At 68.9% G+C, this 13,527-nt stretch carries 15 protein-coding genes; 4 read left to right on the top strand and 11 right to left on the bottom strand.

Annotated elements, in window-relative coordinates:
• Positions 1-38: 38 nt before the first annotated feature.
• The 5 genes from ACGFI6_RS25730 to ACGFI6_RS25710 form a co-directional block, all read right to left on the bottom strand.
• Positions 39-221: a hypothetical protein gene (locus ACGFI6_RS25730; protein WP_393122717.1), complete on the bottom strand. Its 183-nt coding sequence runs from the start codon at positions 219-221 to the stop codon at positions 39-41.
• 153 nt (positions 222-374) lie between these two features.
• Positions 375-1,289 carry an SDR family NAD(P)-dependent oxidoreductase gene (locus tag ACGFI6_RS25725; protein ID WP_393122715.1) on the bottom strand — a complete coding sequence of 305 codons (915 nt, stop codon included), beginning with the start codon at positions 1,287-1,289 and terminating at the stop codon, positions 375-377.
• Complete coding sequence (locus ACGFI6_RS25720; RefSeq protein ID WP_393122713.1) at positions 1,289-1,726, bottom strand: SRPBCC family protein; 438 nt, start codon at positions 1,724-1,726, stop codon at positions 1,289-1,291. Before ACGFI6_RS25720 ends, ACGFI6_RS25725 begins: the two co-directional genes overlap by 1 nt.
• Positions 1,723-3,195, bottom strand: a complete 1,473-nt coding sequence (locus ACGFI6_RS25715) for an SDR family oxidoreductase (RefSeq protein ID WP_393122711.1) — start codon at positions 3,193-3,195, stop codon at positions 1,723-1,725. The genes ACGFI6_RS25720 and ACGFI6_RS25715 overlap by 4 nt, the downstream gene beginning before the upstream one ends.
• Complete coding sequence (locus ACGFI6_RS25710) at positions 3,192-4,076, bottom strand: MerR family transcriptional regulator (protein ID WP_393122709.1); 885 nt, start codon at positions 4,074-4,076, stop codon at positions 3,192-3,194. The genes ACGFI6_RS25715 and ACGFI6_RS25710 overlap by 4 nt, the downstream gene beginning before the upstream one ends.
• 96 nt (positions 4,077-4,172) lie before the next feature.
• Here ACGFI6_RS25710 and ACGFI6_RS25705 point away from each other — a divergent pair, with 96 nt between their 5' ends.
• The 3 genes from ACGFI6_RS25705 to ACGFI6_RS25695 are packed head-to-tail and all read left to right on the top strand — an operon-like array spanning position 4,173 to position 7,326.
• Positions 4,173-5,420 carry an NAD(P)/FAD-dependent oxidoreductase gene (locus ACGFI6_RS25705; RefSeq protein ID WP_393122707.1) on the top strand — a complete coding sequence of 416 codons (1,248 nt, stop codon included), beginning with the start codon at positions 4,173-4,175 and terminating at the stop codon, positions 5,418-5,420.
• Positions 5,417-6,151 (top strand): DUF1365 domain-containing protein, encoded by a 735-nt coding sequence (locus tag ACGFI6_RS25700; protein WP_393122705.1) that lies wholly within the window; start codon positions 5,417-5,419, stop codon positions 6,149-6,151. The genes ACGFI6_RS25705 and ACGFI6_RS25700 overlap by 4 nt, the downstream gene beginning before the upstream one ends.
• Positions 6,148-7,326: a class I SAM-dependent methyltransferase gene (locus tag ACGFI6_RS25695; protein ID WP_393122703.1), complete on the top strand. Its 1,179-nt coding sequence runs from the start codon at positions 6,148-6,150 to the stop codon at positions 7,324-7,326. The genes ACGFI6_RS25700 and ACGFI6_RS25695 overlap by 4 nt, the downstream gene beginning before the upstream one ends.
• 3 nt (positions 7,327-7,329) lie before the next feature.
• Here ACGFI6_RS25695 and ACGFI6_RS25690 read toward each other — a convergent pair whose 3' ends face one another.
• The gene (locus tag ACGFI6_RS25690) at positions 7,330-7,863 is read right to left on the bottom strand and encodes a helix-turn-helix domain-containing protein (RefSeq protein ID WP_393122701.1); all 534 of its coding nucleotides are present in this window, start codon (positions 7,861-7,863) and stop codon (positions 7,330-7,332) included.
• A gap of 100 nt (positions 7,864-7,963) precedes the next feature.
• Here ACGFI6_RS25690 and ACGFI6_RS25685 point away from each other — a divergent pair, with 100 nt between their 5' ends.
• Positions 7,964-9,463 carry a serine hydrolase domain-containing protein gene (locus ACGFI6_RS25685; protein WP_393122699.1) on the top strand — a complete coding sequence of 500 codons (1,500 nt, stop codon included), beginning with the start codon at positions 7,964-7,966 and terminating at the stop codon, positions 9,461-9,463.
• 32 nt (positions 9,464-9,495) lie between these two features.
• Here ACGFI6_RS25685 and ACGFI6_RS25680 read toward each other — a convergent pair whose 3' ends face one another.
• From ACGFI6_RS25680 to ACGFI6_RS25660, 5 genes are all read right to left on the bottom strand, one after another.
• Positions 9,496-10,212: a hypothetical protein gene (locus ACGFI6_RS25680; RefSeq protein ID WP_393122697.1), complete on the bottom strand. Its 717-nt coding sequence runs from the start codon at positions 10,210-10,212 to the stop codon at positions 9,496-9,498.
• Between the two features lie 76 nt (positions 10,213-10,288).
• Complete coding sequence (locus tag ACGFI6_RS25675; RefSeq protein WP_393122695.1) at positions 10,289-11,551, bottom strand: RNA polymerase sigma factor; 1,263 nt, start codon at positions 11,549-11,551, stop codon at positions 10,289-10,291.
• A gap of 13 nt (positions 11,552-11,564) precedes the next feature.
• On the bottom strand, positions 11,565-11,927 hold the full coding sequence (locus ACGFI6_RS25670) for a YciI family protein (RefSeq protein ID WP_393122693.1): 363 nt from the start codon (positions 11,925-11,927) through the stop codon (positions 11,565-11,567).
• 10 nt (positions 11,928-11,937) lie between these two features.
• Complete coding sequence (locus tag ACGFI6_RS25665; protein ID WP_393122691.1) at positions 11,938-13,119, bottom strand: RNA polymerase sigma factor; 1,182 nt, start codon at positions 13,117-13,119, stop codon at positions 11,938-11,940.
• A complete protein-coding gene (locus tag ACGFI6_RS25660; RefSeq protein ID WP_393122689.1) occupies positions 13,116-13,445 on the bottom strand; it encodes a YciI family protein in 330 nt (109 codons plus the stop codon). The genes ACGFI6_RS25665 and ACGFI6_RS25660 overlap by 4 nt, the downstream gene beginning before the upstream one ends.
• Positions 13,446-13,527: the final 82 nt, after the last annotated feature.

Below are 13,527 nucleotides of genomic sequence, written 5' to 3'. Positions count from 1 at the left end.
TCAGGTGCTGGCTGAGGCTGCTGTTTACGCGCAGTTGTTTACGCGCGGCGGTTGGCCAGGCCGAGGTTGGCCAGGCCGCGGTTCGGCAACAGCCGCCAGCAGCGGGGCTGGGCGTCCCCGTTTCGGTGGTTCACCACCCGGCCGTACTCCGCAGCCGTGAGCGGCGGAACCTCGACGGCCGGACAGTTGGACAGGTAGTGCACCGGTGAGACGGTGTACACGCGAGCGCATTCACGCTCAACTGCACTACCCGACCACCACACACCTCCTGTCCGACTGTCCACCGATCCCACCGTCACCCGCTACTTACCCTGGCGACGACTGGCCGCTGCTCGCAACACTGCGAACCATTCCCTCGATCGTGACGAGCCGGTTCAGATACCTGCTGCAGTACGGCAGTAGGTCCAGAGAGCATGGGTCGCCTCTGGGGTGTGTTGGGTTTTCTTGAGGTAGTGGGTGGGGCGGATTCTTCTGTCGTGCCAGAAGTTGCCTGTGGGTGGGTTTGGGGTGGTTGCTGCCAGCCAGGTGGTGGTGTCGGCGCCTTCTGTGGGGGTTCTCAGGAGGGGACGGGTCAGCTTGGTGAAGGTGGGAAGGGACGTCGTCAGGCCGGGGGTTGTCGACCAGCCGGGGTGCATAGTGGCTACGAAGGTGGGGGCCAGGTGGGTCGCCAGTAGTGGCGTCAGGGCTACCTGGATCCGCTTGGTGCGGGCGTACGCGATGGCTGGTTTGTAGGGAGCCCCTCGGTACTCGGGGTCTGTGGGGAGCGGCTGCGTGTACATGCCTCCGGAGGCGACCAGGATCACTCGCCCTGAGCGCAGTTGGTCTCGCAGGAGCTCAGTTAAGAGCAGTGGGCCCAGGACATGGGTGGCCAAGGTCAGCTCGTGGCCTTGGGGAGACTCAGTACGTACAGCTGGCATCACGCCGGCGTTGTGGATCAGGGCGTGAATGTCGGTGGTGAGGGTGGCGGCGTAGCGGCGTACGGCGTCCAGGTCGGCGATGTCGCACTCGTCGACGATCAGCGTGGCGTCAGGGACCTCGCCCCGGAGCTCGTCGACGGTTGCGGCAGCTTTAGCTGCGTCTCGGACTACCAGGTGCACGGTGGCGCCCAGCCGTGCGAGACCGGCGGCTGTGGCCTTACCCAGGCCAGTACGGGCTCCGGTGACTACTGCGGTCTTGCCGGCCAGTGCGTTCGGGGCCGGGTCGTCGGCGGGCCACGTACGGCTGCGGAGGCGGTAGCCGAGCTTGCTGTAGCCCAGTACGACACTGCGATCGAGCAGGGTGTCCAGCATCAGGCGGCCAGCTTCCCCAGCGCGTTGCGGAGACCCTCCTCGGCCTCCTCCCCCAGGTGCTCGAAAGGCCTGCGCAGGAAGGGCTCTGCGAGCCGGGCCAGCCCTTTGAGCTGGAACTCCGCACGGTAGATCACACGGGTGATGTGTTCCTCGGTACGCAGCGTCATCGTGTCGCGGGCAACGACCGTACGGTTCTCACCGCGCAGCACGATGCGTTCCGGCCTCGTGAAGTCCTCGACCACGTACGTCAGCTCGGTCTCGCGGCCGTTGAAGCGGGACGTGTTGCGGTACGTCGTACCGACACCACCGTCGCCGGAGACCAGCGTGGTGCGCACTGTGCCGGGGTCCCACTCCTCCGTACTGCGGAAGTCCGCGAGGTAGTCGAAGACGCGTTCGGGCGTGGCGGCGACAGCCACCTCGCGTTCGATGACGATCATCGGGGCTCCTCCGGTTGTTCGGCGGCGTGCGCGATGTTGCGCTGCATGCCGCCGAAGACGATGTCGTGGAACGGCCGGATCGCCGCCCAGTAGAGCTCTCCCGGCAGACCGTGTGGATGGAACAGCGCCCGCTGCCTGAACAGCGTCCGCCCCTCGTCGTCGGTCCCGCTGCGCAGCTCCAGCCAGGCCTCCCCTGGCAGCCGCATCTCGGCACGCAACCGCAGCAGCCGGCCACGCTCGAGCGTCTCCACCCGCCACCAGTCCAGCGGGTCACCGACCGACAGCGTGTCCGGGTGCAGCCGCCCGCGGCGCAGCCCCGGACCGCCGACGACACGGTCGAGCAGCCCGCGGGTGCGCCAGCCGAAGCGCCAGGAGTACCAGCCGCGTTGGCCGCCGATGCCCTCGATAACCCTCCACAGCCGCTCCGGCGGAGCGTCCACCACGCAGTCGCGTTCGTCGACGTACAGCGAGCCGCCGGCCCAGTCCGGGTCGCTCGGGAGTGGATCGCTCGGCGCACCCGGTGTCGCGGCGGAGGCCCAGGACGTACTGACATCGAGGTCCTGCACCTTCTTCAGCGCCAACTCGACGGCGCCGTCGAACCCGATCCCGCCGCCGGTCCGGGGATCGACGTACTGGTCGATGTCGTGGTCCTTACACACGACCTCGTGCACCAGGCTGTCGACGAGAGGTCGCGCGATGCCGCTGGGGACCGGTGTGACGAGCCCGACCCAATGACTCGACAGGCCAGGGCTCAACAGCGGCAGGCTCACAATGCGGCGCGGCCGGAGCCCGGCGACCGCCGCGTACCGCTGCATCATCGCCCGGTACGTCAGTACGTCCGGACCGCCGATGTCGAAGCCCCGGCTCACGTCCGCGGGCATCCGCGCCGAACCGACCAGGTAATGCAGTACGTCGCGAACGGCGATCGGCTGGATCCGTGTGTCCAGCCAGCGCGGCGTGACCATCACCGGCAGCCGCTCGGTCAGGTAGCGGAGCATCTCGAACGACGCGGAGCCGGACCCGAGGATCACCGCCGCCCGCAGCACCGTCGTCGGTACGCCGCTCGCGAGCAGGATCTCCCCGACCTCACGCCGGGACCCGAGGTGTGGCGACAGGTCCTCGCCCTCGGGGTACAGCCCGCCGAGGTACACGATCCGGCCGACCCCGGACTCGCGACAGGCGACTCCGAACGCGAGCGCCGTCCGCCGGTCGCGCTCCTCGAAGCGCTGTCCGGTCCCGAGCGAGTGGATCAGGTAGTAGGCGACGTCGATGCCGTCCAGGGCCTGCGCGAGCGTCGCCGGGTCGGACGCGTCGCCCTCGGTAACCTCGATCCGCGCCCGCCAGGGCCGGTCGTCGAGCCGTTCGGGACGACGCGCCAGGACGCGGACGTCGTACCCGTCCGCGAGCAGCTCCGGGACCAGCCGCCCGCCGATGTAGCCGGTGGCTCCGGTCACCAGGACGCGGGTCATCGTTCGGCCAATCGCTCCGCGGCGGTGACCGGGTCGTTCTCGAGGTACTGCGCTCCGACCGCGGCGGCGTACTCCGCGGAGGCGCCGGCTCCGGCCAGCGCGACGGAGTAACTGCGCGCCAACTGGACGACCTGAGGGCGGATCGGGTCGAGGCGGGCCCGGTCGGACGCAGCCAGCATCACGAGGTCCGGTCCGAGAACGCCGGCCGACCGCTCGACGTCGGCCATCGGCGAGTCCGCACCGAGGAAGACGACCCGCCAGCCGAACCGACGCAGGACCAGCCCGAATGACAACAGGGCGATGTCGTGCAGCTCGCCGGGCGGACAGGCCAGCAGCGCCCGCGGGCCGTGGCCGCTCCCCCAGCCGGGCGCGAGCGCGGTCAGCCGCGAGCGGATCACGTTGCTCGCGAAGTGCTCCTGGCCGACGCTGACCTCACCGCGGCTCCAGCGCTCGCCCAGTTCGTGCAGGTACGGCATGAGCACGTCCCGGATCACGGACTCGATGCTCAAGGCACCGAAGAGCTGGTCGAGGACGATGTGCGCAGCCCGCTCGTCGAGCTCGTCCAACGCTGCCTGCAGGTCGGCGGTGCCGCTGCTCGGCTCCCAGCTCGACTCGGCCCGGGACGTCGACGGCGGAACCGGGTTTCCGTCGGTGAGGACCGCGCGCGCTGCCTCCGAGGCGGACAGCCCCTGCGCCAGGTACGCCCGCATCCGCTGCACGCGGCGCACGTCGTCCTCCGAGTACAGCCGGAAGCCGCCGGACGAGCGGGCCGGCGACAGCAGCCCGTACCGGCTCTCCCAGGCGCGCAGGACGTGCTCGCTCACCCCGGCGCGCTTGCTCAGCGCACCGATCCGCAGACCGCCCGGCACCGAAGTCTCCACAGCCGACACTATACAGACCCTGGACAGACCTTTGACAGAGGTCGACAAGTCGCCCTAATCTCTAGACAGACCTTAGACAGCCTGGAGGCCCTGCCGATGACCGAGTCCATGGCTGTGATCGGGGCCGGGGTGTCCGGCCTGACCGCTGCCTACCTGCTCTCGCGACGCTACGACGTCACCCTGTTCGAGGCCGAGCCGCGCCTCGGCGGTCACGCGCACACGCACGAAATCACCGACCCGAGCGGTCGCCGGCTGGCGGTCGACACCGGCTTCATCGTGCACAACACGCGGACCTATCCGCTGCTGCGCCGGCTGTTCGGCGAACTGGACGTCCGGACCCGGCCGACCGAGATGAGCATGAGCATCAGCGATCCCGCGAGCGGCCTGGAGTTCGCCGGCGGTCGCGGCCTGAGCGGGATCTTCGCGCAACGCCGCCGCGCGGCCGACCCCGGCTTCCTGCGTCTGCTGACCGAGGTCCGCCGCTTCCATCGGTGCGCGGCCGACTACATCGCGCGGACCACGGACGACGATCTCGCGACCTTCGGCGAGTTCCTCGGGGCCGAGCACTTCAGCCCTGGGTTCGTCCGGCTGTACGCGGTACCTGTCGTGGCCTGTGTCTGGTCGTGCGGCGGCACCTCCGCGCTGACCTACCCCGCGCGCTACCTGTTCCGGTTCCTCGACCATCACGGGATGCTGTCGGTGAGCGGCTCGCCCCAGTGGATGACTGTCACCGGCGGCTCCCGGCAGTACGTCGACGCGCTCGCCGGCCGGCTCGGCGCGATCCGTGCGGGGCTCGCAGTGCAGGCCGTACAGCGCCATCCCGATGGGGTCACAGTGACCGTTGCTGACGGCAACACCGTCGACTTCGACCGGGTAGTACTGGCAACACACGCGGACCAGGCGCTCGACGTACTGGCCGACGCGACTCCGGACGAGAAGGCGGTGCTCGGCACGTTCGAGTACAGCCGCAACCAGACGGTGCTGCACACCGACGCATCGTTGCTGCCAGCAACCAAGAACGCGAGGGCGTCGTGGAACTACGTCGTCCGGTCCGGGTCGCCGCTGACGACGTACTGGATGAATCGGCTGCAGGGACTGGAGTCGGACGAGAACTATCTGGTCACGCTGAACGGTGCGGAGGCGGTCGATCCGGCGAAGGTGATCGCCCGGATGGACTACCGGCACCCCATCTACACTCCGGAGGCGGTCGCCGCGCAGCGCAGGCTCATGGGTCTCCACACCGGCCGGATCGCGTTTGCGGGGGCGTATCACGGCTGGGGCTTCCACGAGGACGGCTGTCGCGCCGGCGTCGCGGCAGCCGAGTCCTTCGGAGTCCGCTGGTGACGGTCGTCGGTGAGATCCCCACACTCCCGGCGATCGTCACCGGCTTCGTCCGGCACGGGCGTTCGGTGCCGATCCGGCACGCGTTCCGGCACCGGATGTACCAGTGGCTGGTCGATCTCGATGACCTGCCACGCCTCCCTCGATACCTGCGCCCGCTGGCCCGGTTCGAGGTCCGCGACCATCTCAACGGCCGCGGCCCGACGATCAAGGCGAGCCTGGAGCGCTTCCTGGCCAGTCAGGGCGTCCAGTACGACGGCCGCGTACTGATGCTCGCGAACGCGCGGGTGTTCGGGTACGTCTTCGACCCGATCACCGTGTTCTGGTGCGTCGACAGCCCGTACGTGGTGGCCGAGGTGCACAACACGTACGGCGAACGGCACGCGTACCTGCTCGCACCGGACGCCGACGGGACCGCCGAGACGGCCAAGGCGTTCTACGTCTCGCCGTTCAACGACGTGTCGGGTGACTACCACCTGCGGTTCGAGCTGAACCGTGAGCGGGTACGGGTCGAGGTGAGCCTGTCGCACGGCAGCAGGGCCACGTTCGGCGCCAGCTTCGACGGCGTACCGCGGCCGGCTACGCGCAGGGCGATGCTGGCGGCCGCCGTACGGATGCCACTGATGCCCCAGCGGGTGTCGGCGCTGATCCGGCTGCACGGGGTGTGGCTGTGGGCGCGGCGGCTGCGGGTGCGGAAGCGGCCGGCCCACTCACTCCAGGAGGGACTGCGATGAACCGGCTTGCCAAGGTGATCGTCGACCGGATGCTCGACCGGGTTCCGGTCCGAGCGGTCTACCCGGACGGCACGGTCCGCGGAGCCGGCGGTCCGGACGCTCCCGTATTGCGGCTCGTCCGGCCGGACCGGATGTTCGAACGGCTCGCGCACAACCCCAAGATCGGGATCGGCGAGGCGTACATGGCCGGCGACTGGACGGCAGGCGACGACACCGACTTGGGCGTACTGCTGACGCCCTTCGCGGCACAGCTCGCACAGCTCCTTCCCCCGTGGCTGCTGCGTTTCCGGCGTGTGGTCGAGCAGCGCATCCCGCGACGGCAGCGCAATACGCCAACCGGTGCGCGCGAGAACATCAGTGCGCACTACGACCTGAGCAACGAGCTGTTCGCGGCGTTCCTGGATCCAGGGCTGACGTACAGCTCCGCCCTGTTCGACCAGGGCGTACCGCGGCCCAGCCAGGATCTTGAGCAGGCACAGACGCGGAAGGTGCAGCGCATCCTCGACCAGGCCGGTGTCGGCCCGGGTACGCGCGTACTGGAGATCGGGACCGGCTGGGGCACGCTGGCGATCGCGGCGGCGCGGCGCGGTGCACACGTCACCAGCATCACGCTGTCGGGCGAGCAGCTGACGCTGGCCGCGAAGCGGGTCGCCGAGGCGGGGCTGACCGAGCTGGTCGACCTGCGGTTGCAGGACTACCGCGCGGTGACCGGGTCGTACGACGCGATCGTGAGCGTGGAGATGATCGAGGCGGTCGGTGAGGAGTACTGGCCGGAGTACTTCCGCACGCTGGACCGCCTGCTCGCACCGGGCGGGACGATCGGTCTGCAGGCAATCCTGATGGATCACGACCGGATGCTAGCCACCCGCAACTCGTACGGCTGGATCCAGAAGTACATCTTCCCGGGCGGACTGATCCCGTCCCGGACCGCGATCGACGAGACGCTGGCGCGACACACTGCACTGGTGGTCGACGAGGACCACAGGTTCGGTGCGGACTATGCGGAGACGCTCCGCCGGTGGCGGCACGCCTTCGTCACCAACTGGGAGGCTGTCCGGGCGGAAGGCTTCGACGAGACGTTCCGGCGCGCCTGGGAGTACTACCTGGCGTACAGCGAGGCCGGCTTCGCCTCCGGCTACCTCGACGTCGCCCAACTGCGTCTCACTCGCCGCTGAGAATCAGCTGTCCGGCAGGGAGAACGTCGACAGCACTATGCGGTCCTTGCCGGGCGCCTCTGCCAGGTACGGCTCGACCAGCTCGGTGAAGCGCGCACGGAACACGTCCATGTCGTTCTGGTCCAGGTACAGCGCCAGCTGTGAGTAGCCCAGCTGGTGCATCCGGGGATACAGCTCGCCGCTGTCGGCCAGGCGGTCGAAGTCGGCGGCCAGCCGGGTCAGGAGCATCAGGAACGCCTGCCGGTGCTGGTCCGGTGTCATCGTGCGCGCCTCGCGCTCGTCGATGCGGCCTGCCGTGGTCTGGTCGAGCGTGAGCGTCCGTTCGGTCGTACCGCGGACCTTCCGCTCCCGGACCACGGTCAGGTAGCCGGCGTCGATCAGCGCGGCGACGTGCCGGTAGAGGGTGGTCACGGGCACGTCGGGCAGCTCCTGCCGGAGGTCCGTCGTGGTCACCTCGCGGCCCAGTGCACGCTGCACGATGCGCCACCGGATCGGGTGCAGCAGGACGTCCAGCACCGGGGTCGGCGACTCCTCCATCGGCTCTCCATCAGGGTTCTTTCAGGGTATCCATTGATACCAACGTTGGTAATAATAGCGGCATCGGAAGCATTCATCGTTCGCCTGAGGAGACGTTGACGTGTCGCTCACCCGTCGTACCGTGCTCAAAGCTGCCGCAGCCGCCGTACCGGTGGCCGGTCTACATACTCTGCCCTCGTCGGCCACGCCGGTCCGGGAGCCGGCCGCGATCGGGCGGCTGGCCGACAAGATCCAGGCCGGGATGGCGAAGTACGCGATCCCCGGTGCCGGGCTCGGCGTCTGGTACCGCGGCCGCGAGTACGTCCGCGGCTTCGGCGTCACCAGCGTGGACACCGGCGACCCGGTGACCGGGGACACCGTGTTCCGGATCGCGTCGACCACCAAGACGTTCACCGCGACCGCGATCATGCGGCTGGTGGAGCGCGGCCTGATCAGCCTGGACCGGCCGGTCCGCGCGTACCTCCCGGACTTCGCGACCTCGGACCCGTCGGTCGCGGCGCGAGTCACCGTACGGCAGCTGCTGAACCACTCGGCCGGCTGGCAGGGCGACTACTTCGAGGACACCGGCCAGGGCGACGACGCGCTCACGAGGTACGTCGCCGGCATGACGAAGGTCCCGCAGCTCACCCCGCTCGGGAAGGTGTTCTCGTACAACAACGCAGCGATCGGCGTCGCCGGGCGGATCATCGAGGTGGTGACCGGGAAGCCGTACGAGACCGCCGCCCGCGAACTGGTCGTCGATCCGCTCGGGCTCGCGCACACCCGGTTCTTCCGCAGCGAGCTCGACGGGTTCAGCGTGGCCGCGTCCCACAACATCGTCGACGGCAAGCCAGTGGTCGAGCCGTCGTTCGACGCGATGCCGCGGGCGCTGCACCCGGTCGGTGGTCTGATCTCGAGCGCCCGCGACCAGCTCCGGTACGCGCGGTACCACCTCGGCCACCGTGGACTCCCCCACTTGCTGAGCGACCGCGGCCGGGTCGCCATGCAGGCACACCCTGGTCCTGGCGGCACGCTGTTCGTGGAGCTGAACGGTGTGGGCGTCAGCTGGATGCTGCGGCCTACCGCTCAGGGACCAACTGTGGTGCAGCACGGCGGTGACTGGACGGGACAGCACTCCGGCTTCCTGTTTGTGCCGAAGCGGGATTTCGCGATCACGCTGCTGACCAACTCGGAGAGTGGGCCGGCGCTGCTGGCCGAGCTGTTCGCCGACGACTGGGCGCTGCAGGAGTTCGCAGGGGTCAACAACCTGCCCGCCGTGCCGCGGGAGCTGCCGCCGCGCCGGCTGGCGGAGTACGTGGGTACGTACGTCTCGCAGCAGATCGGTCTGGACGGCAAGCCGGAGGACCTGGGCCTGGACATCACGGCCGACGGAGGCCAGCTGGCCGCGGGGGTGGGCGGACAGAACCTGTTCGGCTTCGCCTTCTACCGCAAGGATTTCGTCCTCGCACTGAACCCGGACGGTTCGTCCACCCACGCCCGCGCCAGCTTCGTCCGTGGCACCACCGGCCAGGTCGAGTGGCTCCGCTACGGCGGCCGCCTGTTCCGCTATCACCCCACCGGCACCCGCAACGCGAGCACCTTCACCCGCCACCTCCTCTAGCCGGCAAGCCATTAGTTGTCGTCTAGTTGTCGTCAGTGCAGGGAGATCTCGCTGAGATCGATGCCGACCAACTGCGGTTCCGGGACCAGCTGGTAGTCGCCGTGCCAGGCGTAACCCCGCCGGGTGGTCGGGACGATGATGCCGTCGACGTCGCGGTAGCCGGTGGCATAGAGCATTCCGGGCGCGCCGTCGAGGATGTCGATGGTGAAGTCGTGGCGGCGCAGCAGGCCGTCCGGGCCGAAGCAGGCGACCTGCCGCTGGGTGTGGGTCTTGAGGTGGTCGGGGAACGTCACCTGCAGCCGCCGCCACGTTTCACCGTCGACCTCGATCGGGCTGATCTCCTCCGTGCCGAACCCGGGCCAGGTGTAGAGGAACGGCATGTTCAGGTACGTCCACACCGCCTCCCCGGTGAAATAGGCGAGGTGAAGGTCGTCCCACGGCGTCTCGAACCCGTGCGCGTCGAACGAGCGCTCGGGCTCGTCGCGGCCCTCGATGACCGTCCCGTCCGGTCCCTGCAGGACGACGCGCCCGGGTACGAAGACCGCCCGGTGGTCCTCGCCGACGAAGTCGATCGTCACCAGTTCGCGCGTCGTGTCCACCTCGAGGCGGACGTTCTTGAGCGCGTCGGCCTGGCCCTTGGCCTGAAAGAGGGCGCCAGTGATCGAGGCGTCGACGGTTATCGACCTGACCGCGTTCCACCGGTCCAGGCCGCCGTGCGCGGCAACCGCGTACTCGAGTAGCTCGTTCATTTCCCGCTCCTGTCTGATGTCACCGATCGGTGATCTCAGGGGAACGACGACCGGGGAACGCAGGAACCGGACACGCTCACCAGGAATTTTCCAGCTGCTCGATTCGCCGCTGGTAGGACAGTCGTTCGGCCGGGCTGCGGGACAGCGCGACGGCCTGGCCGTAGTTTTCCCGGGCCACGGTGTGGTGGCCGGCCCGTCGTTCCAGGTCAGCACGGGCCGCCCAGTAGAACGGGTAGCGGGACAGCTTCTGCTCGTCGGCGAGGGCGATCAGCTCGCGGCGGCCTGCCTCGACGCCGTCGCGCTCGGCCAGCGCGAGTGCACGGTTCAGCGCAACGATCGGGCTCCAGGACTGCCTGGCCAGGGCCTCGTAGAAGCCGACGATCCGATTCCAGTCGGTCTCCTGAATCGATGGCGCTATCGCATGCTCGCAGGCGATGCCGGCCTCCAGATGCCAGCGAGACAGGTGGTCCCCGCTGGCCGCGCGGGACAGGTGGTCCAGACCGCGCATGATGCGGCTTCCGTCCCAGCGACTGCGGTCCTGGTCGGCAAGGGGAACGAACACACCCTCCTGGTCCAGACGGGTCGACAGCCGTGCGGCGTCGAAGCAGAACAAGGCGGCCAGCGCGTGTACATCCGGATGCGTGGTCGCAGTAGCGCCCAGCAGCAGCTCGGTCAGCCGCAGCGCGTCATCGCACAGCGCGGGACGTACTGGATCCTGTGGGTTACTGCCGTGGTAGCCCTCGTTGAACAGCAGGTAGAGCGATTGCAGCACCGAGGTCCGGCGGGTCTCGAGGTCAGGCAGGTCGTCCACGTCGGTCAGCCGGTCCAACTGCCGCAGCCGCCCGCGGCCGCGGTGCAGGCGCCGGTCGATGGTCTGGGTGTCGACCAGGAACGCCTGGCCGATCTCCTTCGGCGACAGGCCACACAGCCAGCGCAGGATCAGGGTCACATGCGTCTCACGACTCAGGGCCGGGTCGCACACCGCGAACATCATCGCCAGCTGGCCGGCGCCTTCCTCGGCCGGCGTCAGGGCCGCCTCGATCGTGTCGGTCAGCGCCGCCACCGTGGTCAGTCCGGGCAGCAGCGAGCGGTGCCGCCGGTCCCGGCGGATGATGTCGATCGCCCGGTTGTGGGCGGCGCGGATGATCCATGCCTTCGGGTCCCGCGGCGGACCGAAGCGCCAGGCGCGCATCGCACTCACCAGCGCATCCTGGATCACGTCCTCGGCGAGCGCGATGTTGGACGGACCGAGAACCCTGGTCAGCGCGCTGACCAGATGCGCGTACTCGCTGCGGAACAGGTCCTCGACCAGCACAGTCGTAGCGGGCTCTTCGTCCATCAGGTGCAGGGCCTCAATCGCCCGGAATCGGCCGCACCTCGACCGAACCACCGAACTCGTAGGTCGGGCATCCACGCGCCACCTCGAGGGCATCTTCGAGTGAGTCTGCCTCGAAGATCATGCTGCCGGTCACGAGGTCTTTCGATTCCGCGTACGGGCCGTCGGTGACTACCCGTTCACGACCCCGGACCGTGACCCCCTGGTCGTCCAGCGCGGTGCCGGTGTTGTTCCGGCCCTGGCGGGCCAGCGCGTCGGACCAGCGGTGCCACTTCTCGAGATGGGCCTGAAGCTGCGCGGGCGACAGGTCGTGCTCGCCGACAGCACCGCCGCGAAAGATCACCATGAACTTGTCCCGCGGCGCAGGCTCCGACGTCATGGCTCCAACCCTATCCACTTACCTCCAGCGATCTCTTCTGTAGATAGAGCCGTTCTGCGTCCGTGGTGGCCAGGGCGAGGGCTTCGCGGTAGGCCTTTGCTGCCTCGGGGTGGCGGGAGAGGCGGCGGAGGAAGTCGGCGCGGGTGGCTGGGAGCAGGTGGTAGTCGGTCAGGGGGCCGGCTGCCAACTCGTCGACGAGCCGTAGGCCGACAGCGGGGCCGTCGGCCATGCCGATTGCCACGGCACGGTTCAGCGCGATCACGGGTGTCTGCGGGAGTTGCGCGTACAGGGCTGCGATCTGCGGCCAGTCGGTGTCGTCGGCCGTACGGGCGGTCGCGTGGCAAGCCGCGACGGCCGCCTGCACCTGGTACGGGCCTGGTGCACCACGTCTGAGGGCTGATTCCAGTACGTCAGTGCCTTCAGTGATCTGGGCGTGGTCCCACCGGGTGCGGTCCTGCTCGTCCAGGGTGACCAGTGCGCCGTCCGGAGCGAGGCGGGTCTCTCGGCGTGAATCGTGCAGCAGCATCAGTGCGAGCAGTCCCGACGCCTCAGGTTCGTCGGGCATCAGTTGGACGAGCAGCCGGGTCAGCCTGATCGCTTCACTCGTCAGCAGGCTCCGGGAGACGTCGGAGTACCCCTCGTTGAACAGCAGGTACAGCACAGCCAGTACTGCGGGCGTGCGCTCCGGCAGGAGGTGCGCGGGCGGTACGCGGTACGGGATGCCGGCGTACTGGATCTTCTGCTTCGCCCGGGTCAGCCGCTTCGACATGGTCGTTTCCGGCACCAGGAACGCGCGCGCGATGTCCCCCGTACTCAGACCGGCCAGCGTGCGCAGCGTCAGCGCCACCCGTGCCTCGATGGCCAGTGCGGGATGGCAGCAGGTGAACATCAACCGCAGCCGGTCGTCCGGTACGTCGTACGACGGCTCCTGCTCATGTGTCATCGCAGCCACCTCCTGCAACTTCTGTGCGCCTACCGCTTCCCGACGCAGCCAGTCGATCGCACGGTTGCGTGCGGTCGTGGTGAGCCAGGCACCCGGCCGGTCCGGTACGCCGTCGTGCGGCCAGCGCTGGAGGGCGGCGGCGAACGCTTCTTGCGCGCACTCCTCCGCCAGCTGCCAGTCGCCGGTCAGCCGGATCAGGGTGGCGACCAGCTGGCCCCACTCCTGGCGGTAGATCTCCTCGAACGTCACACCGGCGGTTCCAGCACCGGCCGGATCTCGATCGTCCCGTACCCGGCCGCAGGGTGTTTCGCCGCGATCTCGATCGCCTCGTCGAGGTCGGCGCAGTCGATCAGCACGAAGCCTCCGATCTGCTCCTTCGTCTCCGCGAACGGCCCGTCGGTGAGCAGGAGGTCGCCCTCCCGCACCCGGACCGTGGTCGCCTCGTCCGGCGGCCGCAGCCCGGCCCCACCGGCCACGACACCGCGGGCCTCCATCTCCTCCGACCACCCGCCGCACCCGTCGTTGGCATGCGCAGCGGCCGACTCGTCACCACAGATCATCAGCAGGTACTTCATGTGTCCATCCTCTCTCTCACACCACCGACGGACACCGAAGCCGCGAACAGACACCCGCGCCGAGAATTTCTCCGGGCATCGG

The sequence above is a fragment of the Kribbella sp. NPDC048928 genome, from assembly GCF_043197975.1.
Lineage (GTDB): Bacteria > Actinomycetota > Actinomycetes > Propionibacteriales > Kribbellaceae > Kribbella.
Note: the sequence above shows the minus strand (reverse complement) of the source record. Positions and strands in the feature narration are given on the sequence as shown.

Bases quoted from the DNA above. Each gene is read 5' to 3' on its own strand.
- ACGFI6_RS25725 (WP_393122715.1), bottom strand. From the start codon at position 1,289: ATGCTGGACACCCTGCTCGATCGCAGTGTCGTACTGGGCTACAGCAAG.
- ACGFI6_RS25720 (WP_393122713.1), bottom strand. From the start codon at position 1,726: ATGATCGTCATCGAACGCGAGGTGGCTGTCGCCGCCACGCCCGAACGC.
- ACGFI6_RS25715 (WP_393122711.1), bottom strand. From the start codon at position 3,195: ATGACCCGCGTCCTGGTGACCGGAGCCACCGGCTACATCGGCGGGCGG.
- ACGFI6_RS25705 (WP_393122707.1), top strand. From the start codon at position 4,173: ATGACCGAGTCCATGGCTGTGATCGGGGCCGGGGTGTCCGGCCTGACC.
- ACGFI6_RS25695 (WP_393122703.1), top strand. From the start codon at position 6,148: ATGAACCGGCTTGCCAAGGTGATCGTCGACCGGATGCTCGACCGGGTT.
- ACGFI6_RS25690 (WP_393122701.1), bottom strand. From the start codon at position 7,863: ATGGAGGAGTCGCCGACCCCGGTGCTGGACGTCCTGCTGCACCCGATC.
- ACGFI6_RS25680 (WP_393122697.1), bottom strand. From the start codon at position 10,212: ATGAACGAGCTACTCGAGTACGCGGTTGCCGCGCACGGCGGCCTGGAC.
- ACGFI6_RS25675 (WP_393122695.1), bottom strand. From the start codon at position 11,551: ATGGACGAAGAGCCCGCTACGACTGTGCTGGTCGAGGACCTGTTCCGC.
- ACGFI6_RS25670 (WP_393122693.1), bottom strand. From the start codon at position 11,927: ATGACGTCGGAGCCTGCGCCGCGGGACAAGTTCATGGTGATCTTTCGC.
- ACGFI6_RS25660 (WP_393122689.1), bottom strand. From the start codon at position 13,445: ATGAAGTACCTGCTGATGATCTGTGGTGACGAGTCGGCCGCTGCGCAT.